This is a genomic window from Candidatus Amarolinea dominans (assembly GCA_016719785.1).
In the GTDB taxonomy this organism is placed as follows: Bacteria; Chloroflexota; Anaerolineae; order SSC4; family Amarolineaceae; genus Amarolinea; species Amarolinea dominans.
Genome location: JADJYJ010000008.1, coordinates 266,344 through 287,921 on the forward strand (window position 1 = coordinate 266,344; position 21,578 = coordinate 287,921).

At 62.2% G+C, this 21,578-nt stretch carries 15 protein-coding genes and 1 pseudogene; 9 read left to right on the forward strand and 7 right to left on the reverse strand.

Features of this window, described 5'->3' with window-relative positions; genetic code table 11:
• Window positions 1–231 precede the first annotated feature (231 nt).
• Window positions 232–1,437 carry a response regulator gene (locus IPM84_12345; GenBank protein MBK9093537.1) on the forward strand — a complete coding sequence of 402 codons (1,206 nt, stop codon included), beginning with the start codon at window positions 232–234 and terminating at the stop codon, window positions 1,435–1,437.
• A gap of 146 nt (window positions 1,438–1,583) precedes the next feature.
• On the opposite strand, the gene moaC is transcribed toward IPM84_12345, so the two are convergent.
• From moaC to IPM84_12360, 3 genes are read right to left on the reverse strand one after another with little or no spacing between them, the layout of a single operon-like run.
• Entirely contained in the window at window positions 1,584–2,099 is a 516-nt protein-coding gene (moaC, locus tag IPM84_12350; protein MBK9093538.1) for a cyclic pyranopterin monophosphate synthase MoaC, read from the reverse strand.
• A gap of 17 nt (window positions 2,100–2,116) precedes the next feature.
• Window positions 2,117–3,142, reverse strand: coding sequence for a hypothetical protein (locus IPM84_12355; GenBank protein MBK9093539.1), 1,026 nt, complete (start codon window positions 3,140–3,142; stop codon window positions 2,117–2,119).
• Window positions 3,143–3,202: 60 nt separating this feature from the next.
• The gene (locus tag IPM84_12360) at window positions 3,203–4,426 is read right to left on the reverse strand and encodes a molybdopterin molybdotransferase MoeA (protein ID MBK9093540.1); all 1,224 of its coding nucleotides are present in this window, start codon (window positions 4,424–4,426) and stop codon (window positions 3,203–3,205) included.
• A 396-nt stretch (window positions 4,427–4,822) separates the two neighbouring features.
• On the opposite strand from IPM84_12360, the gene IPM84_12365 reads away from it, so the two are divergent.
• Window positions 4,823–7,120, forward strand: coding sequence for a GAF domain-containing protein (locus IPM84_12365; protein ID MBK9093541.1), 2,298 nt, complete (start codon window positions 4,823–4,825; stop codon window positions 7,118–7,120).
• Between the two features lie 144 nt (window positions 7,121–7,264).
• On the opposite strand, the gene clpX is transcribed toward IPM84_12365, so the two are convergent.
• From clpX to mutL, 4 genes are all read right to left on the reverse strand, one after another.
• On the reverse strand, window positions 7,265–8,575 hold the full coding sequence (gene clpX, locus IPM84_12370) for an ATP-dependent Clp protease ATP-binding subunit ClpX (protein MBK9093542.1): 1,311 nt from the start codon (window positions 8,573–8,575) through the stop codon (window positions 7,265–7,267).
• Window positions 8,565–9,200, reverse strand: a complete 636-nt coding sequence (locus IPM84_12375; GenBank protein ID MBK9093543.1) for an ATP-dependent Clp protease proteolytic subunit — start codon at window positions 9,198–9,200, stop codon at window positions 8,565–8,567. Before IPM84_12375 ends, clpX begins: the two co-directional genes overlap by 11 nt.
• An 18-nt stretch (window positions 9,201–9,218) precedes the next feature.
• Window positions 9,219–10,703 carry a trigger factor gene (tig, locus tag IPM84_12380; GenBank protein ID MBK9093544.1) on the reverse strand — a complete coding sequence of 495 codons (1,485 nt, stop codon included), beginning with the start codon at window positions 10,701–10,703 and terminating at the stop codon, window positions 9,219–9,221.
• A 157-nt stretch (window positions 10,704–10,860) separates the two neighbouring features.
• On the reverse strand, window positions 10,861–12,687 hold the full coding sequence (gene mutL, locus IPM84_12385; GenBank protein MBK9093545.1) for a DNA mismatch repair endonuclease MutL: 1,827 nt from the start codon (window positions 12,685–12,687) through the stop codon (window positions 10,861–10,863).
• A 262-nt stretch (window positions 12,688–12,949) separates the two neighbouring features.
• On the opposite strand from mutL, the gene IPM84_12390 reads away from it, so the two are divergent.
• From IPM84_12390 to IPM84_12420, 7 genes and pseudogenes are all read left to right on the forward strand, one after another.
• The gene (locus IPM84_12390; GenBank protein MBK9093546.1) at window positions 12,950–14,041 is read left to right on the forward strand and encodes an acyl-CoA dehydrogenase family protein; all 1,092 of its coding nucleotides are present in this window, start codon (window positions 12,950–12,952) and stop codon (window positions 14,039–14,041) included.
• 61 nt (window positions 14,042–14,102) lie between these two features.
• Window positions 14,103–15,386, forward strand: a complete 1,284-nt coding sequence (locus tag IPM84_12395; GenBank protein MBK9093547.1) for an acyl-CoA dehydrogenase family protein — start codon at window positions 14,103–14,105, stop codon at window positions 15,384–15,386.
• A gap of 28 nt (window positions 15,387–15,414) precedes the next feature.
• Entirely contained in the window at window positions 15,415–17,844 is a 2,430-nt protein-coding gene (locus IPM84_12400; GenBank protein MBK9093548.1) for an enoyl-CoA hydratase/isomerase family protein, read from the forward strand.
• Between the two features lie 31 nt (window positions 17,845–17,875).
• A complete protein-coding gene (locus IPM84_12405) occupies window positions 17,876–19,060 on the forward strand; it encodes an acetyl-CoA C-acyltransferase (GenBank protein MBK9093549.1) in 1,185 nt (394 codons plus the stop codon).
• A gap of 68 nt (window positions 19,061–19,128) precedes the next feature.
• Window positions 19,129–19,458, forward strand: coding sequence for an SCP2 sterol-binding domain-containing protein (locus IPM84_12410; protein MBK9093550.1), 330 nt, complete (start codon window positions 19,129–19,131; stop codon window positions 19,456–19,458).
• A 26-nt stretch (window positions 19,459–19,484) separates the two neighbouring features.
• Window positions 19,485–20,441, forward strand: coding sequence for a PD40 domain-containing protein (locus IPM84_12415; protein ID MBK9093551.1), 957 nt, complete (start codon window positions 19,485–19,487; stop codon window positions 20,439–20,441).
• A 261-nt stretch (window positions 20,442–20,702) separates the two neighbouring features.
• A pseudogene (locus tag IPM84_12420) lies at window positions 20,703–21,497 on the forward strand (enoyl-CoA hydratase/isomerase family protein).
• Window positions 21,498–21,578 lie beyond the last annotated feature (81 nt).

The window sequence follows — 21,578 nt, forward strand, 5'->3', positions numbered from 1 at the left end:
TGCGGAGACGTCTAACTGGCAACGCGGCCACCTCAGGCGGCACATTGTCATACAAGCCCGGCTACGGTATACTACGGCGAAGGCTTCAGCCGCGGTCTCCGATCTTGAACAATAGCCGTATCGTTGCCGTAGTCGTCACGTCTTTAGTGTTGCAGGCATTGGCAACCAGGGTTGCAATCATGCTCGATTCACCAAACCAACTCAACCATGGAGGCTTCAGAGCGTCAGACCATGAAAGCAAAAATACTGATCGTGGACGACGAACCGTATCTGGTTCGCTTGATGGAATATGCACTCAAGGCGGAGGGGCATGAAATTATCACCGCCGGCACCGGCACCGACGCCATCAAAAAAGCTGAAACCGAAAAACCTGATCTTCTCATTCTCGATGTCATGCTGCCCGATCTGAACGGCATCGAGGTTGCTCAATATCTGCGTGCCAAGCCGGAATTCGTACACCTGCCCATCATCATGCTCAGCGCGCTGGCGCAGGTGACGGACAAGATCGAGGGACTCAAGGCCGGCGCCGACGAGTACCTGACCAAGCCTGTTGACCTGCGTGAAATGGTCGTGCGTGTGACCATGCTCCTGGAGCGCCGCGCCCTCACCCAGCCCAAAGCCGCCCCCCCCGCCTCTCGCGGTAAAATCATCACCGTCTGCGGCCCCAAAGGCGGCATCGGACGCACCTTCACCGCCACCAACCTGGCGCTCGCTCTGACCAAAACTGTCAGCCGCAAAATCATGCTCCTGGACGGCAACCGCCAATTGGGTGATATTGACCTGGCCCTCAACCTGCGCCAGACCCGAACGTTGGCGGACCTGCTGGCACGCGTGGATCGGCTCGACGCCGAACTGGTGCGGACGGTGATGGCAACCCACAGCGCCGGCGTTGATGTTATTCTGGCGCCTGCCCATCTGGCTGACTCACAGCCGGTGCAACCGGCCGCAGTCCGCAAGGTTGCCAGTGCGCTGTTAGACATGTGTGACTACCTGATCGTGGATACGCAAGCGGTGATTGACGACTTCACCGAGACGTTCATCAACATTGCCGACGTCATTGTGCTGCTGGTGCAGGCCGAAATTTCCACCTGTCGCAACGCCAAGCTGCTCATGGAACTGGCGCGGTCCGACGGCCAAACCCTGGATAACCTGATCGTGGTTCTCAATCAGTTCAACCCGAGCGATGAGCTGCAGCCGGCAGATATCGAGAAAATTCTCTATCAGAAGATCGCTGTCAAAGTGCCGGCTAACCACGAATTGGTACAGTACAGCCTCAACCGCGGTGTGCCGGTGGTGGTGAGTCACCCCAAGCAAAACGTGACGCGCGCCATTTTCCAACTGGCCGACCTGGTCGCCTCCAACGATGACAAACGCATCGCTCCCGCGGGCGGTCTCTTCGAAGCAGCCGGCTCTCTCTTTGGCCGCCGCACGTCCTAAGCCGGAACCAAACAGGAATCCACCGCGAAAACGCCAGGACGCCAAGAAAAAAAGTTCTTTGCGCTCCTGGCGTCTTCGCGGTTCAGCATCCCGAAACGACCATGCGTAGGAACCGCCACGGTGTTCTCATCCATGCTGGCACTACACTAAACCCCCGTTTCACCGGTCTCTGGCCTCTCCCATTCCCCACTCCTACCGCCCGTCTTCCGCAGCAGACGAATCTCTCCAATGACCATCGTCTTTTCCAGCGCCTTCGCCATGTCGTAGATGGTCAGCGCCGCCACGCTGACGGCCGTGAGCGCTTCCATTTCCACCCCGGTCTGGCCCTGACAGCGCGCCGTGGCGGTAATGAGCACGCGACTCGTCTCCTCGTCGAAGCTGAAGTCCACGCCGATATAGGTCAGCGGCAACGGGTGGCACAGAGGAATCAGCTCAGCCGTGCGTTTGGCAGCCAAAATCCCGGCCACGCGCGCCGTGCCGAGCACATCACCTTTGGGCACATTGCCGGCGCGCAGCAGGCGCAGCGTCTCCGGCGCCATGCGCACTTCACCCGCAGCCACGGCTTCGCGCTGCGACTCCTGTTTGGCGCCCACGTCCACCATGCGCGCCGTGCCTTCGGCGTCCAGATGTGACAGCGCGGGCGCGCCCGACGGCTGATTCATGCCAAAGCCTCCCAAGCTCAGGCGCCGCGCCGCGACCAGGGCAGGCGCAGTTTCGGCCAGGTCAGCCCGCGCTGCGATTGTGGCAGGCGCTGACTGAGACGCTGCGCCAGCGCTTTGCCCTGCAGCGTCGCCTGGTGATAGAGTTGGTTGAGAGCTTTGCGTTCCAGGCGCCGCCCGCTGGCGCACCAGACCCGCACCGCTTCACCGGTGACATAGGTGCCAGCATAGGCCACTGCGGTTTTGGGAATGATTCCCCACACCGGCACCAGCCCCACCAACTGCCGCGCCACCTGTCGCCACAAGAACCCGCTGCCCACCACGCTGGCCAATTCGGTCAGCGCCTGCTGCGGCTCACCGGGGAGGCCATAGAGCAGCGCCACCTTGTACGCCAGCAGGGCCTGGTTCTTGGTCAGGATGACCATGTCGGCCACGTTGAAGGGGATGTCGAAGACCGGGATCACTTCAGCCAGCCCGGTGCTCAGGGCATAAATGGCGTTATTCTGGGCGGTAGTGGCAATCAGCCGTTCGGTCAGGCCATCGCGCAATCCGGGTAGATGGCGCCCCAGGGCCGGCCAGCGCTCGATGGGCACGGTGGCTGCCAGACCGAGGGCCATCTGCCGGCCAAATGCATCTGGCTGGGCCACGTCGAAGCGCACCACTGGCGCGCCGAACCAGCCATCTTCGGCGCCCGACTCCCTGATGACCGCCACGGCCACCTGGCGCTGCTGCAAGCGCGCAATCAGCTCCTGCTCCACCTGCCGCGTGGAAGCCGCCGGGCTGGGCAACAGCAGAACCAGTTCGGCCTCGCGCAAGGGCGCCAGGGCTTCGGGCAGCGCCGGCCAGTTCAACGTCTCCAGGGACGCCTGCGCCGGCAGCGGCCCGCCTGGCCCCTGCAGTAGCGCGGCGATCACGCCATCGCGCAGCCTGTTGGCCGCGCCCAACACCACGACTCGCGGCGGGGTTTCGGCTGCGCCACGCAGCGCGCCAACGTCCAGCTCGCGCAGTTGTTCGATCACTTTACGTAGATCAGGCCAAACTGGCATAAGATGTCCTTCGACTGGGGAAAAGACGGAAAATGAGGGGGGGAAAATGAGGGGGGAAGGCTAACGGGGGCTATTGGAGTTGAGCAACAGCGCGCTCACCAGCGCGCCGGCCGGCAGTATACCATTGCCGGCCGGCGCCAGTTGCAGCAGAGCATTGGCGCCCACCATGGACAACAGGCGGCCCGAACTTTGTGAGCCGGTGGTGGTGGCAATCAGCGCGTCCCCCTCGCGGCGCACCACGGCTCGCACAAATTCCCAACGCTGGGGATCATGATGCACCGCATGAGTCAGCCGCACCGCCACTTGTAGGCGAGCCAGGTCGGCGCGTCCCTGCATCTGCAAGAGGGCTGGGCGCACGAACAGCTCGAAAGCTACCAGCGACGAGACCGGAAAGCCGGGCAGGGCAAACACCGGCTTGTCGGCAATGGTGGCAAATGTGAGTGGCTTGCCCGGCTTCATGTTGACCCGCCCAAAATGGACCGTGCCCTGCATCTCCAGCAGCGGCTTCAGCAGATCGAGCTGGCCCATCGAGACCCCGCCGGAGGTCACCAGGGTGTCGGCCGCGAGCAGGCCATCACGAATACACGCTTCCAGGTCCCCCTGGCGGTCGCGTGCAATGCCCAGGTCGAGCGGCTCACCGCCGGCTTCCTGAACGGCTGCCATCAAACTAAAACGGTTGCTGTCGCGAATCTGACCGGGCGCCAGGGTCTCGCCCGGTGAGCGCAGTTCATCACCGGTGGAGAGGACCGCGACGCGTGGCGCGGGGAAAACAAGCGCGTCGGGCAGGCCCAGGCTCGCCAGCAGGCCGATCTCAGCCGGGCCGAGGCGTTGCCCCTGGCTGAGCACGCGCTGACCCACCCCCAGGTCAATGCCGGGCGGCCGCACATCGGCCAGGGGCGCCACGCCGGTCTGGATCTCAACCAGGCCAGCCTGCTCCTGTGTCTGCTCAACCATCACCACGGCGTCGGCGCCGGGCGGAAGGGGGGCGCCTGTGGTAATGCGCACCACGGCGCCCGGCGTCACCCGTTCGTTGCCCACGTAACCGGCCATCTGTTCGCCAACCAGACGTCGCCAGCCTGGCCCGTCGGCCGCGATGACGGCATAGCCATCTTTGGCCGCGGCGGCAAACGGCGGTATGGCCTCGGCCGACACGATGTCTTCCGCCAGGGCGCGACCGCCCAGGGCACGCAGGGGCAGGCGCACCGGCGTCAACCGCGGCGCGTGCGCCAGGACCAGGCGCAGCGCGGCATCCACAGAGAGCATGACATAGGGTGACTCAGGCATGGACAGGCTCCTGCTAAAAACTCAACATTGTCAGAGTCATTGTAACTGATTTTCCGGCAAAATTCCAAATCCAAAGGTCAGAATCCCGCGTGAGAACCAACACCTTTGGCATGACCCCCTGCGTCATCATTGCAGCAATTCCAAAATGTGGCCGAGTTTTTGACCACAGAGATCACAAAGAACGCAAAGAAGCTGCCAATTTGCATCTGATCTGCCGTTTCTTTGTGTTTTCTGTGCTCTTTGTGGTTGAATGTGTGCTACATTTTTGGAATTGCTGTCATCATTGCATTGCCAGCTATCTGGAATGGGTGTATACTTATGATGACTCGTTTGTGCTTGCCTCTCTGAAGAGTTTTGTCATAGAGCGTACCATGCCCTCGCAGTTGAGAAGAAGCCATGAACCTTGGGTCTGTCATCTTACTACTCATCCTATCGTCGGCCCTGTCGCTTTTCGTGGGCGTGGTGGCCTGGCGCCGACCGCTGGCTCCCGGGTCACGGCCATTCGCCATCCTGATGTTTGCGGTCACCTGGTGGACCATTCTCTACGCCCTGGAATGGCTGTTGCCAGGCATGGAGCAAAAGCTGTGGGCGGCCAGGCTCGAATACCTGGGCATCGTCCTGGTGCCGGGCGCCTGGCTGCTGTTCACGCTGCGCCAGGCTGGCTTCAACCGCCGCGTACCCAACCTGTTTGCAGCCGCGCTGGTCCTGGCCGCGATTCTATCGCTCCTGGCTATCGCGACCAACGACTGGCACAGGCTTTTCTACATCCAGGTGCAGCTTGACACCAACACACCCTATCCCATGCTGGACATCGAGTATGGCCCGCTGTTCTATGCCCTCATTGCGTACACCTATCTGTTGCTGCTTGCAGGCGCACTGTTGCTCGGCTGGCGTTTCATCCGGGCGTCCGGCGATCACCGCTGGCAGGCCGCGGTCGTGCTGCTCTCTGCCTTCCCGCCCTGGATCGGCAGCTTTCTCTACTTGACCGGCGTGCAGCCCCTTCCGCACCTCGATCTGACCACGTTTGGGCTTGCGCTGACCGGCATCCTCAATATGGCGGCGCTCTTTCGTTTTCGCTTCCTCGACCTGGTGCCCGTGGCGCGTGATATGGTGATCGAAAACCTCGCCGACGGCATCATCGTGCTCGATCCTCTCGACCGCGTGGTAGACGCCAACCCCACGGCTCGGCGCCTTCTCAGCGTCACACCGGCTGCCATCGTTGGCCGTGCAGTGACAGAGGTGCTGGCGGCCCGGCCGGACCTCTTGCAGCAGTACCAGCAGGCCAGTGTGCCGGCCCGACCGGACGTAGTCGCGCCTGATTCGGCATCATTGCCGGTCATCCCGACTTTCACCCACGAGGTGCGGCTGACCCCGCTGCTCAACACGCGCCAGCAAACCCGGGGCAGCGTCCTGGTGATCCATGACATCAGCGAGCGCCGCCGCCTGGCAAGTCTCTACACCACCCTGTTTGCCATGACCCGCACCACCGATCTTTCTTCGCTGCTGAAATTACTGGTGGAACAGGCCACCAACCTGCTGGATGCCAGCAGCGGCGATCTCTACTTGTGCCAGCCCGGCAGTCGCCAACTGCAATGCCTGGTCAGCTATCAGACCGAACAGGACTTCACCGGCCTGGTGTTGCCATTTGGCGAAGGAGTGGCCGGCACGGTGGCGGCCACGGCAAAACCGCTGATCGTCAACGATTATCCGGCCTGGGAGCACCGTGCGGCCGCCTATGCCAGTGAGCACTCGTTTCGCGCGGCCATGGGCGCTCCGCTGCTGTGGCAGGGTCAAGCGACCGGCGTCATCAACGTGATGCGCAGCGCCGACCAGGCCGGGTTCACCGACTTCGACGTGCAAACGCTGACGATCTTCGCCAGCCAGGCGGCCGTCGTCGTCGAAAATGCCCGACTACTGGACACCACCCAGCACTATGCCAGCGAGCTTGAACAACGCGTCAGCGAGCGCACCGCCGCGCTGCGCGCCGCCAATATCAAGCTGCAGGAACTGGATCACATGAAGAATGAGTTCGTGTCCAATATCTCCCACGAACTCCGTACCCCGCTGGCCAACATCAAGCTCTATCTGCGCCTGTTGGAGACAGGACGGGCAGAGAAACAGCCGCAATACCTGGCAACGCTGCACAAAGAATCCGCATTACTGCAAACCCTGATCGAAGATCTGCTCGATCTTTCACGCCTGGACATGAAGAAAGCGCCGGCCAATCTGGCCACCGTGGACTTGAACGAACTGGTGCAGTCCTGGGTCAATCATCGCGCCGGCTTGATCGCCGAGCGCGGTCATCGCTGGGAAACCGGTCTACAGCCCGATTTGCCCACGGTCAACGCCGATGCACATCGGCTGATCCAGGTTCTGAGCAACCTGCTGACCAATGCCATCTATTACACGCCGCCGGGGGGCCTGATCCAGATCATCACCAGGCGCCAGGTGAACGATGACAAGCCCTGGGTGACGCTCAGCGTGCGCGATAATGGGCCTGGCATCAGCGCCGAGGAACAGGCAGCGGTCTTCGGTCGCTTTTTCCGTGGGGCGGCTGGCCGGGCCAGTCAACGCCCGGGCACCGGCCTGGGATTAGCCATTTGCCAGGAGATTGCGCAGATTCATGGTGGCCGGCTGACCCTGGAGAGCAGCGTTGGGCATGGAAGCACCTTCACTTTTTGGCTGCCCGCCTAGGTGCTGGGTGATCGTCATTCCAAATCGGACGATTTTTTGCCGTAAAGAACGCATAGAACACAAAGGCGCCGCTAATCTGCCGTTCCTTTGTGTTCTATGCGTTCCGTTTGGCCTTGCGGAGTAGTTTGCGTTGTGCGTGCCTTGTCAGGCGGCTGATTCGAGATGATCGGGATCGGCATCTGACCCCCAGCGGATGGCCTGGCCGGTTTGGTTCAGCAAGAGGGGCCGCGTGCGCCGGCTGATGGTGTCGGCGTTGACGATGCACTTCGCCGCCTCGGGGCGTGATGGGACTTCGTACATCACGTCGAGCAACGTCTCTTCGATGATGCTGCGCAGGCCACGCGCACCGGTTTTGTGCTTCAGCGCGGCGCTGGCGGCGGTCTGCAGTGCATCGGTTGTGAAGACCAGTTCCACATTGTCGAGCGCAAAAAGGCGCTGAAACTGCTTGACCAACGCATTCTTGGGTTGGGTGAGTACGGCAATCAAAGCCTTCTCGTCCAACGGTTCCAGGCTGACGGTGACGGGCAGGCGCCCTACGAATTCCGGGATCAAACCGAAGCGCATCAGGTCATCGGGGATGGTCTGACGCAGGAGTATCGCGCGTGCCTTTTCACGCTGCAGTGCGGAATCCCCGTGTCCCTGGCTGAAGCCTAACTGTCCCTTGATCCCGATGCGCTGCCCGACGACTTTCTCCAGCTCGGTGAAGGCGCCGCCACAGATGAAGAGGATGTTGCGCGTGTCAAGCTGCACGAACTCCTGATTGGGATGCTTGCGCCCGCCGTGCGGCGGCACATTGGCCGTAGTGCCTTCGATGATCTTGAGCAGGGCCTGCTGCACACCTTCGCCGGAGACATCACGCGTGATGGACGGGTTATCGCCCGACTTGCGCGCGATCTTGTCAATCTCGTCAATGTAGATGATGCCCAGGCGTGCCCGCTCCACGTTCCACTCGGCAGACTGCAGCAGGCTGGACAGAATGGTTTCCACGTCTTCGCCCACATACCCCGCCTCGGTCAGGCTGGTGGCATCGGCAATCGTGAAGGGCACGTCGAGGATACGGGCCAGCGTCTGCGCCAACAGCGTCTTGCCTGAGCCGGTCGGCCCGATCAGCAGGATATTGCTCTTTTGCAGTTCCACCTCATTGGTGTCGCCGCCGTTGGCGATGCGCTTGTAGTGATTGTAAACCGCCACCGACAGCACCTTCTTGGCGCGGTCCTGGCCGATCACATATTCATCCAGACGCGCCACGATTTCTTTGGGCGACATGATATGGTCGAAAAGTGGCGGCGCCGTGGGCGCAGCCTTCAGGTTCTCCTCGTTCAGGATCTCCTGACACAGGCGCACACACTCATCGCAAATGAAAACGCCTTCAGGCCCGGCGATCAACCGGGCCGCCTCGCTCGCCTTGCGACCGCAAAAAGAGCAAACGGACACGCTGTCCGGTTTACTGACCATTCTGGCTTAGCTCCACTGCCGCCTGCACCACGGCCGGGGGTTCGCCTAACACGGCATCCACCAGGCCGTAAGCCACGGCCTCTTGCGCGCTGAAGTAGTGATCGCGGTTGAAATCGGCCGCGATGCGCTCGGGCGGTTGGCCGGTGTGGTTGGCAAGGATGGCATGCAACATGCGCTGCATACGCATCAGCTCGTTCAACTGAATTTCCACATCGGGCGCGTACCCCTGGGCGCCACCGCCGGCCGGGTGCATGTGGATCGTGGCATGGGGCAGCGTCATACGCTTGCCTTTGCGCCCTGCCGCCAGCAGCACCGTGGCCATGCTGGCCGTCCAACCCACCGCCACCGTCGAAACCGGCGCCTGGATCATCTGGATGGTATCGTAGATCGCCAGGCCGGGGTAGATGTGTCCGCCCGGCGAGTTGATATACAATTGAATGTCACGTTCCGGGTCTTCCCGGTTGAGGAAGAGCAACTGCGCCACGATCAGGTTTGCCACCTGGTCGTTGACCGGGGTGCCCAGGAAGATGATGCGTTCCTTGAGCAGCAGGGAGTAGATGTCATAGGCACGTTCGCCGCGCCCCGATTGTTCGATGACCATCGGAATTAAGGATTGCGGTAGCATCTGGTTTTTTTCTTTCTTCTATTCTTCGTGGTCTTTGTGATCTTCTTCATCGCCATGACCCTCGCCATGACCCTCGTCATGACCCTCGTCGTGACCCTCGTCATGACCCTCGTCGTGACCCTCGTCATGACCCTCGTCATGGCCCTCGTCCTGGCCCTCGTCGTGACCCTCGTCGTGACCCTCGTCCTGGTCATGCACATCGGGCGGCAGCGGGTTGCCCTGGGCAATGGCCACCAGGCGATCCAGCGAACGCCGGTTGATCAACTGTTCCAGCAGGTACATCTGCCCACCCTCTGAATGCATCAGCGTGCGATAACTTTCAGCCTGATCGTCCTTCATGGTGCGTGCCACGGACTCGATCTCAGACTCCAAATCCTCCGCATGCAGGTGTACATTCTCGGCGCGCACGGTGGCGGCCAGAGCTAGTTTTTGTTTGACGCGGCCCTCCGCCATAGGGCGCAGCCCCTCGCTCACTTGCTCCGCCGTCTGCTGGGTATAGCGCAAATAGCTTTCGAAGTCCAGGCCCAAGTTGCGGTATTCGTCTTTGTACTCTTCGAGCATCCGCGCCTGCTCATCTTCGACCAACTGCAGCGGGAAGTCGAGCGTTACCGCGTTCGCGACGACGGCTTCCAGCACGGCATGACGGTAGTCTGTCTCAGCCTGGCCACGGCGTTCCTCTTCCAGGTTGCCGCGCAGATGGGCGCGCAGTGCGGCATAATCAGGGAAGTCGCCCGCTTCCTGGGCCAATTCCTCATCGGTGGGCGCGACCTTGGCCTTGACCCCCTGCATCGTGGTGTTGAACTCTACCGCGTGCCCTGCCCACTGCGACGTTGAACTGTCAGGGTAGGTCAACACGAAGGATTTGGTCTCGCCGATCGCCATGCCGACGAACGCAGCATTCAGGCCAGGCACCAGGCCATCATCGGTGTCACTCAGTTCTATGTCCCAGCCTTCGCGCTGGATCACCTGGTCCTCGCCGGCCATACCGCTGATGTCCACCGTTACCATGTCACCGAACTGAGCCGGGCGGTCAACCGGTGACCAAGCGCTGCGCTGGTCGCGCATCTCATCCACCAGTTTATCCACATCTTCATCTGCTATTATGACCTGCGGCATGGGGATGCGCAGATTCGAGCGGTAGTCGCCCAGGTCAGCGACCGGCTGCAGCGGCACCACCAGCGTCAGCGAGATCGGCTCGGCGGTGTAGTCGGAGAGACTGGGCCGACCACTGGGCGCTAGTTCGCTTTGCGCGATGGCGTCTGTGTAGGCCAGATCGAAGAGCGCATCGAGAGACTCTTGCACCAGGGCCTCGCGGCCGACGCGGCGCACAATGACCTCGTAGGGGGCCTTGCCCGGTCGGAAACCGGCAATCCGAATCTCGCCCGCCACGCGCCTGGCCGTTTTGCGCAGAACGGGGTCGGCCAGCGCCTCGGGGATCGTAATGGTCACTCGCGCCTGGCGGTTCTCCATCGCTTCCACAGCGACTTGATATGGTTCTGACAAGTTTTGTTTACTCCTTTTGGGGTTTCATGGTTGGAAAATCAGCACAAGATTATGTACTGCAAGCGAGCACGAATTGCGCTTGTTTCCTTAAGCGGAAAAGTGAAGTCTATTCCCGCTTGCAGTATAACACACACATAATAGATAGCAAGTTCAGGATTCAACGCCGGGCGAAGAACTTTTCCAGTTGCACGGCGCTGAGCGCAATCATGGTTGGGCGGCCGTGCGGGCAGGTGCGCGGGCTTTGACAAGCCTCCAGTTGGCGGATCAGCTCGCGCATTTCGATCAAGGACAGCGTTTGGCCCCCTTTGATCGCGGCCCGCTTACAGATGATGCGCACCAGTCGCGCCTCGCGCGCGTCATTGACCAGGTCTTCTTCCTGTGCCAGGCCCTCCAGCACCTCCTGCGTGGCTTGATGAGGGTCAGCGCGGTGCATGATGGCCGGCACGCTGCGCACCAGATAGGTGTGACCGCCAAAAGGCTCCAGAATAAAACCCAGGTCGTTGAGCACGGCCGCATATTCGGCCAGCAGGCCGGCATGGTGACCCAGCGGTGTGAACGTGATCGGTTCCAACAGGGCTTGGCTGGGCACCGCATGGCGTTGCATCTCTGCCGTCATCTTTTCATACAGGATGCGTTCGTGCGCGGCGTGTTGGTCAATCAAATAGAGGCCATCAGGCCCCTCGGCGATGATGTAGGTCGCGCCGGCCTGGCCGATAACCCGCAGCATCGGTAGGTCGGAGGCGGTCGGCGGCTCGGCAGGCCACGGCGCTACCCCCTGCTCGTCAGGCGTCGGCAGCGGAGCCGGCGCAAGGGCGGACCGCGGCAAGCCTAGTTCAGGCTGTTGAGGCGCCTGCCCGGCGTTGAGCAAGGCCTGGCGGCGCTCCTCCCAGCCGTCGGGTTGGCCCCAGCCTGGGGTCGGCGCGGGCAGGGTGACGCTGGGCAGCGGCGCCTGTTCGATGAGAGCCTGATGCACCGCTTTTTGCACGGCCCGGTAAACCGCGCGCGGGTCGCGAAAGCGCACTTCGGCCTTCGTCGGATGCACATTGACATCTACCAGGCTCGGTTCCAGTTCGATCAGCAGCGTGGCCAGGGGATAGCGGCCCACCGGCAGAAAGGTATGGTACGCCTCCAGCACGGCGTAAGTGAGCGTGCGGTCCTGAATCCAACGACGGTTGAGGAAAAAAGTGATGTGGTTGCGGTTGGCCCGGTGTTGCGACGGCAGGCCGATGTAGCCCCAAACCGTGGGCGTCAGGCTGGCGGGGGGGCGATTTTCTCCGAAAACGCCGACGGGGGGGCGATTTTCTCCGAAAACGCCGACGGGGATCATCTCGCGCGCCACATCCAGCCCGTGAACCTTGACCAGGACATCGGTCAGGGCGCCGCTGCCGGTTGACTGAAAGACCAGGCGGCCATCGGCCAGCAGGCTAAAGCGCCGTTCGGGGAAGGCCTGGGCATAGCGGGCGATCATCTCCGCAATGTGCCCACCCTCGGTTTGGGGTTGACGGAGAAAGGCGAGGCGGGCCGGCATGTTGAAGAAAAGGTTTTCCACCGTGATGACCGTACCGGGGGGCGCGCCGTGGCTTTCACGCGCCACGATCTGTCCGCCTTCCAGACGCACCTGGGCGCCCGTCTCTTCGCTGGCGCTGCGGGTGAGAATGGTCATCTGTGAAACAGCGGCAATGCTGTTGAGGGCTTCGCCACGAAACCCCAGCGTCGTGATGTGCTGCAAGTCGTCGGCTGTGCGCAGCTTGCTGGTGGCGTGGCGTGCGACCGCCAACTCCACCTCGGCGTGGGGAATGCCGCAGCCGTTATCAATCACCCGCAGGAGGCGCCGCCCACCCTCACGGATCTCCACGCGGATATCCGTCGCGCCGGCGTCCAGGCTGTTTTCGATCAGCTCTTTGGCTGTCGAGGCCGGACGTTCGACCACTTCGCCGGCAGCGATTTTGCCCACCACATCGGGTGGTAGAATCATAATAGCCATGATGCAACCGATTGTAGCACATGCAAGGCATTTTTGCGCTATTTTCAACGCAAAGGCAGGAATTCCGAATGTGGTCGCTGAAGACATCTGGAGAGAACCCTGTGGCAGGCCGGCTGAAGCCTCGATTCCGGGTACATCTGGAACTACTGACAAAACGGTTTGATTTGACGCGATGCGTTAAAGGGTGTATCATACATTTGAGCTTCCCTTTCGATCGCCATTGATCTGCTTGAAAAAAATCAAATAACAAGGTGCGTAGAGCATGTACTCGTTTGACTTGACAGATGAACAGCGCATGTTGACCGAAACCGTTCAGCGTTTTGCCAGCCGCAACATGCGCGCGGTTTACCGTAAAGCCGTTGATCGTGGCGCCATCCCTGATGATGTCATCGCCACCGGCTGGGACCTGGGACTGATTCCAAGCGCCATTCCTGACCAGTATGGCGGTTTTGGCGCGCTGTCAGCGGTGACAGGCGCCCTCTTTGCCGAAGAGTTGGGTTGGGGGGACATTGCCACCAGTCTGCATCTGCTGGCGCCAAGCCTGGTGACCACGCCGCTGCTACTGTGCGGCACCGATGAGCAGAAAGCAGCCTATCTACCTCGTTTCTGTGACGCGACCTTCTACCCTGCCACGGCCGCGCTCATCGAGCCGCGTATCCAATTCGATCCGAATGAACTGCAAACAACGGCCACGCGTGACGGCGACGTTTATGTCCTCGATGGCGTCAAGGCCTTCGTACCGCTGGCCGACCGCGCCGACCTGCTGCTGGTCTACGCCGCGCAAGATGGCAAGACGCAGGCCTTCCTGGTGGATGCACCGATCGCCGGGCTGACCATCGGCGCGCGCGAGAAAACCATGGGTTTCAGCGCGCTTTCCCTGTACCGGGTCACGCTCAGAGGTGTGCGGGTGCCGGCCAGTAACCGCCTGGGCGGTGAGCAGGGGTGCCAGTTCGGCAACCTGCTCAACCACACCAACGTGGCGATGTCCGCCCTGGCCGTGGGGCAGGCACGCGCCGCTTACGACTATGCGCGTGAGTATGCCAAAGAGCGCGAAGCTTTCGGCGAACCGATTGCCTCGCGCCAGGCCATCGCCTTCATCCTGGCTAACATGGCGATTGAGATTGATGCCACCCGGCTGATGACCTGGGAAGCGGCCTGGAAACTCGACCAGGGGCGGGATGCGACACGTGAGGCTTACCTGGCGCGCATGCAGGCCGATCAGATGGTGATGAATGTCACCGACGGCGCGGTCCAGGTGCTGGGTGGACACGGCTACGTCAAAGAACATCCGGTGGAAATGTGGCTGCGCAATGGCCGCGGCTTCGGAACGCTGACCGGTTTAGCCATGATCTGAGACAGGTGAACGACGACGCGTCGTCATTCACCCCACGTCAAGTACGATACGGAGGACTCCAATGCCAATTGAATTCTCAGTTCCAGTAGAGGTGGCCCAACAGACGAAGTTGGCTCAGATGGCGGCCGAGCAAGTCATGCGTCGCTTGTCGCGCTACTTCGATGAACATGAGCATGAGCGACCGATCGAATACATCCAGTTCATCTGGCCGTTCATGCAGCAAATCGAGCGCAGCTATTTGCCGCGCCCGGCCAAGAACGGCGACAGCCAGCCAAAGGCCGAAGACAAGCCCAAAAAGGCGTCAAACGACAACGTCAGGATGATCCACATGATCGAGGCGCTGTCCTGGGGCGATGCCGGCATCTACCTGTGTACACCGTCGAGCGCGCTGGGCGGCGCGGCGATCAACGCGGTGGGCACGCCGGAGCAGAAAGAACGCTTCTTGCGCCGTTTCACCGAGGGCGCGCCCAAATGGGGCGCCATGGCCATGACCGAGCCACACGCCGGCTCGGACACTTCGAACATTCAGACCACAGCACGGCTGGACGAGGCCACCCACGAGTGGGTGCTCAACGGCGAAAAGATCTATTGCACGAGCGGCGCGCTGGCGACCCAGGAGAGCAACGGCCTGGTGGTGGTATGGGCGACGGCTGGGCGAACGGCCGGGCGCGCGACGATGAAGCCGTTCGTGGTGGAAGCCGGGACGCCCGGCATGACGGTGGCGAAGAAAGAGCGCAAGTTGGGCATCCGCGCCAGCGACACCGTCAGCCTGGTCTTCGAAGACTGCCGCATCCCGTATGACAACATCCTGGGGGCGCTGGACGCGCCCAAAGCAGGCGAGGGCAACGGCAACGGGCAGGACAAGGGCTTCAAGGGCGCCATGAAGACTTTCGATTCGTCACGGCCCTGGGTGGCCGCCAGTGCGATCGGCATTGCGCGCGCGGCGTTCGAGTTTACCCGCGACACCCTGAAGAAAGAGGGCATCAGCATGCCCTATGGCGTGCCGAAGTACAAGCTCACCAGTGTGCAGCGCGACCTGCTGGAAATGGAAATGGACATTCAGGCCGGTTGGCTGCTGACGGTGCGCTCAGCCGCGTACATGGATCAGGGGCAGTCGAACAGCCTGGAGGCGGCGATGGCCAAGGCCAAGGCCGGCCTGGTGGTGACGCGGGTGACGCAGAAGGCGGTGGAACTGTTGGGGCCGCTGGGCTATTCGCACGAGTTCCTGGTGGAAAAGTGGATGCGCGACGCGAAGATCAACGACATCTTCGAAGGCACGGGCCAGATCAACACGCTGATTGTGGCGCGGCGCATCCTGGGCTACACGCGGCGCGAACTGAAGTAGCGCAGGCGCGCAGAGGAGAGATTGACGCATGTCTTATGAAATCAACCGCGCGGTCGTCATTGGCGCCGGCACCATGGGCGCCGCCATCGCCGGCCACCTGGCGAACGCGGGCATTCCTGTCACGCTGTTGGACATTGTGCCGCCGGACCTGAAGCCGGCGGAGATGACCAACCCCAAAGCACGTAACCGGATTGTGCAGGCCGGCTTCGACCGCCTGGTGAAAACAAAACCCGATAACCTGTTTTCGTCTGAAACCGCCAACCTGATCAAGTTGGGCAACCTGGAAGATGACTTCGAGGCCGCGGTCTCCACGGCCGACTGGATCATCGAGGTGATCGTAGAAAAGCTGGAGATGAAGCGGGCCTTGATGGCGCGCATTGATGCCGTGCGCCGTAAGCCGGGCGAGGACAATCGCGCCGGCAGCCTGGTGACCAGCAACACCTCTGGCTTGCCCATCCATGCCATTGCCGAAGGGTGCAGCCTGGACTTCCGCCAGCACTTCATGGGCACGCACTTCTTCAATCCGCCGCGCTACATGAAACTGATCGAAGTGATTCCGACGCCCGATTCCCTGCCCGGCGCGGTGGAGTTCATCACGCACTTTTGCGCGCGCACCCTGGGCAAAGGGGTGGTGGTGTGCAAAGACACGCCCAACTTCATTGCCAACCGCATCGGGCAGATCGCGGCGTCCTACACCATTGACTACGGGCTGGCCAACGGCTACACGGTGGAAGAAGTGGACGCGCTGACGGGTGAACTGATCGGCCGGCCGAAGATGGGGACGTTTCGCCTGGCGGACCTGGCCGGCATTGATGTGGCCTATTATGTGAGCAAGAATTTATACGGGCTGCTGCCGGACGATCCGGAGCGAGAGGTGCTGGCTTCGACGCGCCTGGTGACGCTGTTCGAGGGGATGTTGAGCCGCAACTGGCTGGGCAACAAGACCAACCAGGGCTTCTACAAGCAGGTGACGGGCGCGGGGGGCGTGAAGGAGTTCTGGCACCTCGATCCGACAACCTTTGAGTACCTGCAGCCGCAGAAGCCGCGCTGGAAGAGTGTGGGCGAACAGCGCTCGAAACCGCTGGCGGAACGCCTGCGCGCCCTGGCCGCGGCGGACGACCGCGCCGGCCAGCTCATCTGGTTCGTTCTCAGCCGCACGTTGGCCTACGCGGCCAACCAGGTGCCGGAGATCAGCGAGACGGTAGAAGCGGTGGACCAGGCGCTGCGCTGGGGTTTCAACTGGGAACTGGGGCCGTTCGAGATTTGGGACGCCCTGGGGGTGCCAGAGACCGTCAAGCGCATGGAGGCGGACGGGCTGAAGGTGGCGCCGTGGGTCAAGCAGATGGTGGCGCGCGGGCATCGCCACTTCTACTCACGCGAAGGCGACTATCTGTTCCACTACCGGCCCCTGCGGCGCCAGTTCGAGGCGGATGACCTGGACGAGAACCTGGTTTCGCTGGCGATGTGGAAGGAGCGCCGGCATCACCGCCTGATCGAGCGCAACCCAAGCGCCAGTCTGCTGGATATGGGCGACGGGGTGCTGCTGGTGGAGTTTCACTCCAAGATGAATGCGCTGGACGACGACGTCACCAAGATGATTGAGCTGGGCATGGACCGCCTGCGCACCGACTATGAAGGCATGGTGATCGGCAACCAGGGCGAGCAGTTCTGTGTGGGCGCCAACCTGGCCGCGATCGGCATGGGCGCGCAGATGAAGCAGTGGGGGCAACTGGAGCTGGCCGTCAGCCGGCTGCAAGAGACGCTGCAACGAATACGCCGAGCCAACAAGCCGGTGGTGACGGTGCCTTTTGGGCTGGCGTTGGGCGGCGGCGCGGAAGTCGCCATGGCCGGCGACCGCGTGGTGGCCGCGGCCGAGACCTACATGGGCCTGGTGGAAGTGGGTGTGGGCCTGGTCCCGGCCGGCGGCGGCTGCAAAGAGATCGTGCGACGACTGATATCGCCACACATGAAGGTGGACAATCCGTTCCCCGGCCCCTGGCTGCAGAACGCGTTCATGACCATTGGGCAGGCGCGCGTGAGCACGAGCGCCGAAGAAGCGCGCAGCATTGGCTTCCTCAGCCCGGACGATGTGGTGGTGATGAACAAGGATTATCTGCTGGCCGAAGCCAAGCGCGAAGTGCTGGCGATGGCGTCGGCCGGTTACAAGGCGGACCATCCCGTGCGCAACTGCTATGCGGCAGGGCGCGACGCGCTGGCTAACCTGATGATCGGCATCCACCTGATGCAGGAGGGCGGTTTCATCAGCGCGTACGATGCGCATGTGGGGCGCAAGTTGGCCTATGTCCTGTGCGGCGGCGACATCAGCCAGCCGCAGTGGGTGGATGAGAAATACTTCCTGGACCTGGAACGTGAAGCGTTCTTGTCCCTGTTGGGTGAACCGAAGACGCTGGAGCGCATTTTCCATATGTTGCAGACGGGCAAGCCGCTGCGCAACTAGGCCGAACGAGGGGAATAGAATGATGATGATGATGAAAGAAGCAGTCATTGTGGCGGCCGCGCGCACGGCAGTGGGAAAATCGGGCAAAGGGTCGCTACGCACCACACGACCGGACGACCTGGCCGCGCGGGTGATCCAGGACGTGCTGAGACAGGCGCCGGCCGTCGAAGCGTCGCAGATTGAGGATGTGATCCTGGGCTGCGCGATGCCAGAAGCGGAGCAGGGCATGAACGTGGCGCGCATCGCGGCGATGCGGGCCGGACTGCCGCACGATGTGGCCGGACAGACCGTCAACCGCTTCTGCTCGTCGGGTTTGCAGACCATTGCCCTCGCCAGTCAGCAGATCATGACCGGTATGGGCAAGGCCATTCTGGCCGGCGGCGTGGAGAGCATGAGCATGGTGCCGATGAGCAGCAACAAGTTCATGGCGAACCCGTGGCTGGCGAGCAATCATCCCGCGGCCTACACCAGCATGGGCATTACCGCGGAAAACGTGGCGCGCCAGTTCAAGATCACGCGCGCGGATCAGGATGCGTTCGCGCTGCGCTCGCATCAACGGGCGACGGCCGCGATTCAGGGCGGCAGGTTCAGGGATGAAATCACGCCGGTGCCGGTCGAGATCGTCGAGGTCGAGATGGGAACGTGCAAGCGCCTGACACGCAGCTTTGTTTTCGACACGGATGAGGGGCCGCGCGGCGACAGCACGTTGGAGGCGTTGGCCAAGCTCAGGCCGGTTTTCCATGTCAAGGGGACGGTGACGGCGGGCAACTCCAGCCAGACGAGCGACGGCGCGGCGGTGGTGCTGGTGATGGAACGGGAGGAGGCGGAGCGCCTGGGCCTGAAGCCGCTGGTGCGCTTTGTGGGCTTTGCAGTGGGCGGCGTGCCGCCGGAGGTGATGGGCATCGGTCCCATCGCGGCCATTCCCAAGGTGCTGAAGTTGACCGGACTCAACCTGGAGGACATGGATCTCATCGAACTGAACGAAGCCTTTGCCGCGCAGTCGCTGGCAGTGGTGCGGGAGCTGGGCATTGACGAGAACAAGGTCAATGTCAACGGCGGTGCGATTGCGCTGGGGCATCCCCTGGGCTGCAGCGGCGCCAAGCTGACGGTGCAGATCATCCACGAGATGCAGCGCCGCGGCAGCCGCTATGGCATGGTGACGATGTGCATCGGCGGCGGCATGGGCGCAGCCGGCATTTTCGAGAATCTTCAGTAAGATAGCGAGCCGCTCCCAGTGAGCGGTCACGACGTGAGTCGAAATACGAAAACGAGGGAAAAACAACCATGGAAGAAAAACTACGTGGCATGATGGCTTCGATGCCGACGGCATTCATTCCGGAGGCCGCTGAGGGGGTTGAGGCGACCATTCAGTATCACCTGACCGGCGAGGGCGCCAGCGATTGGGGCATTCACATCGCGGATGGCGCGTGTACCGTCAATGAGGGCCTGCTGGAGAACCCGACGTTGACGCTGACGATGGACAGCCAGGACTATGTGGATATGATCGCCGGTCGCCTGAACGGCATGAGCGCGTTCATGAGCGGCAAGCTGCAGCTCGATGGTGACATCATGCTGGCCACGCGGCTGTTCACGATGTTCAAGATGGGCAGGTAACAATTTCCGAAGGAGGCGCCGCTTTCATGGACCCTGCACGTTTGGGCCGGTTGTGGACGCGGCGCCTCTCGCGTCTGCTCGTTCTTCTGCTGGTCGCTTCTTCCGCCCTCTTCCTCACGGCTTGCGCCAAGGCACTACCCGACGGGTTGGGCGCCATCGCCTGGATGGCGAGCACCGGTCAAAACTATGACATCTGGCTGCTGGAGGATGCCGGCGCCGCGCCGCGTCAACTCACGGCCACGACCGACCTGCTGGAAGGCGCGCCAGCCTGGTCGCCTGAGCACAGGCGGCTGGCGGTGCAGGGTTTTCGCCAGAGCGGCGCGGCGCTTTATCTGCTGGAGGTCACAGACGCTCTTGCCGAGCCGCAGGCCATTGATTCAGGCGCCAGCCTCGATCAGTCAGACAGCGAACCAACCTGGAGTCCCGACGGCGCCCGCCTGGCCTTCGTGTCGGACCGCACGGGCAGCCGCACGATCTTTGTCATCAACCGCGATGGGAGTGGATTGCGCGGCCTGTTGACCGGCAACGCCGCGGCGGCCCAGGACGAAGGCGGCCCCGACTGGTCGCCGGATGGCAGACAGATTGTATTTCATCGCTTCGCCAGCGGCGAACCGTACGCCAACATCTTTGTCGTTGACGCGGAGGGCGGTGAAGCCCGACCGCTGACCACGATCCGGGCGCGCAATATCGAGCCGGCGTGGAGTCCTGACGGTGGGCGCATCGCGTTCATGTCGGATCGGGACGATGGGGAGTTCGAGCTGTACGTGATGGCCGCGAACGGGCGCGAGCAGTACCGGTTGACGCGCAACAGCTTCCCGGATGAACTGCCGGCTTGGTCGCCCGACGGGGCCTGGCTGGTGTACACCGCGCAGCCCGACAGCCTGGGCGATTATGATCTCTACGCGCTGGAGGTGGACGGCGATCGCGCCCCGCGCGTGGTGGTCAAACGACCGGGGGATGATCGCTGGCCGGCGTGGAGGTAGGGGGAGTGAGGGCGTTTGGAGCGCGAAGGCGCGAAGGTTACGAAGGGCGCGAAGCACGAAGGCACGAAGGCACGAAGGCGCGAAGGTTACGAAGGGCGCGAAGCACGAAGGCACGAAGGCACGAAGGCACGAAGGCACGAAGGCACGAAGGCACGAAGGCACGAAGGCACGAAGGCACGAAGGCACGAAGGCGCGAAGTGAGGAGTGGCAAGTGGTGATCTCTGATCTCTGAGCATTCAGCAGCGTTTGTAAAGAAGGGGAATGTGCATGACAGAGCGACAATTTGTAAAAACAGACATCCATGAGCGAATTGCGATTTTGACGATTGACCATCCGCCGGCGAATGCGTTCAATGGGCAGACGATGAGCGATTTGAACGCGGCGTTTTGGGAGGTGCATGAGGATGCGGCGGTAAAGGTCATCATCATCACCGGCGCGGGGACGCGCTTTTTCGTGGCCGGCGCGGACATCAAGTAGCTGGCCGCGGCCGGCGCGCAGGGGCAGGGCCGGGCGATGATCGAATTCGGGCAGGCGACCTTTGCCATGATCGAAGCCAGCCGCAAGCCGGTCATCGCGGCCGTCAACGGCGTGTGTCTGGGCGGCGGGATGGAGCTTTTCCTCTCCTGTCACATGCGCATCGTCAGCAGCGCGGCGCGGCTGGGCCAGCCGGAGATCAACCTGGGTATCATCCCCGGCTGGGGCGGCACGCAGCGCCTGACGCGGCAGATCGGCGTAGCCAGGGCGATGGAGATCATCCTGACGGGCGATCTGCTGGACGCGGCCGAGGCGCAGCGGCTGGGCTTGGTCAACAAGGTGGTGGAACCGGGCAAGGTGCTGGACGAGGCGCTGGCGCTGGCGGTCAAAATTGCATCCAAAGGCGGCCTGGCGATCCGGGCCAGCGTCAAGGCCATCTGCGAAGGGCTGAAAATGCCGCTGGCCGACGGTCTCAAGCTGGAAGTGGACGAGATGGTGGCGCTGTTGGGCAGCAGCGACGCGCGGGAGGGCTTCAGCGCGTTCGTGGAGAAGCGACCGCCCCAATTTAGCGATTCGTGGTAACTGCTGGGTCTGCCTGGAATTCAGACAGGATTCACAGGATTGACAGGATATTCGAACTCTCGTGCCGATAGTTTTGCACAC

Excerpts from the sequence above, each read along its gene's own strand:
- IPM84_12415 (MBK9093551.1), top strand. The coding sequence starts at position 19,485 with ATGGACCCTGCACGTTTGGGCCGGTTGTGGACGCGGCGCCTCTCGCGT.
- IPM84_12360 (MBK9093540.1), bottom strand. The coding sequence starts at position 4,426 with ATGCCTGAGTCACCCTATGTCATGCTCTCTGTGGATGCCGCGCTGCGC.
- IPM84_12365 (MBK9093541.1), top strand. The coding sequence starts at position 4,823 with ATGAACCTTGGGTCTGTCATCTTACTACTCATCCTATCGTCGGCCCTG.
- IPM84_12390 (MBK9093546.1), top strand. The coding sequence starts at position 12,950 with ATGTACTCGTTTGACTTGACAGATGAACAGCGCATGTTGACCGAAACC.
- IPM84_12400 (MBK9093548.1), top strand. The coding sequence starts at position 15,415 with ATGTCTTATGAAATCAACCGCGCGGTCGTCATTGGCGCCGGCACCATG.
- mutL (MBK9093545.1), bottom strand. The coding sequence starts at position 12,687 with ATGGCTATTATGATTCTACCACCCGATGTGGTGGGCAAAATCGCTGCC.
- IPM84_12405 (MBK9093549.1), top strand. The coding sequence starts at position 17,876 with ATGAAAGAAGCAGTCATTGTGGCGGCCGCGCGCACGGCAGTGGGAAAA.
- IPM84_12410 (MBK9093550.1), top strand. The coding sequence starts at position 19,129 with ATGGAAGAAAAACTACGTGGCATGATGGCTTCGATGCCGACGGCATTC.
- clpX (MBK9093542.1), bottom strand. The coding sequence starts at position 8,575 with ATGGTCAGTAAACCGGACAGCGTGTCCGTTTGCTCTTTTTGCGGTCGC.
- IPM84_12345 (MBK9093537.1), top strand. The coding sequence starts at position 232 with ATGAAAGCAAAAATACTGATCGTGGACGACGAACCGTATCTGGTTCGC.
- IPM84_12375 (MBK9093543.1), bottom strand. The coding sequence starts at position 9,200 with ATGCTACCGCAATCCTTAATTCCGATGGTCATCGAACAATCGGGGCGC.
- moaC (MBK9093538.1), bottom strand. The coding sequence starts at position 2,099 with ATGAATCAGCCGTCGGGCGCGCCCGCGCTGTCACATCTGGACGCCGAA.
- IPM84_12395 (MBK9093547.1), top strand. The coding sequence starts at position 14,103 with ATGCCAATTGAATTCTCAGTTCCAGTAGAGGTGGCCCAACAGACGAAG.
- IPM84_12355 (MBK9093539.1), bottom strand. The coding sequence starts at position 3,142 with ATGCCAGTTTGGCCTGATCTACGTAAAGTGATCGAACAACTGCGCGAG.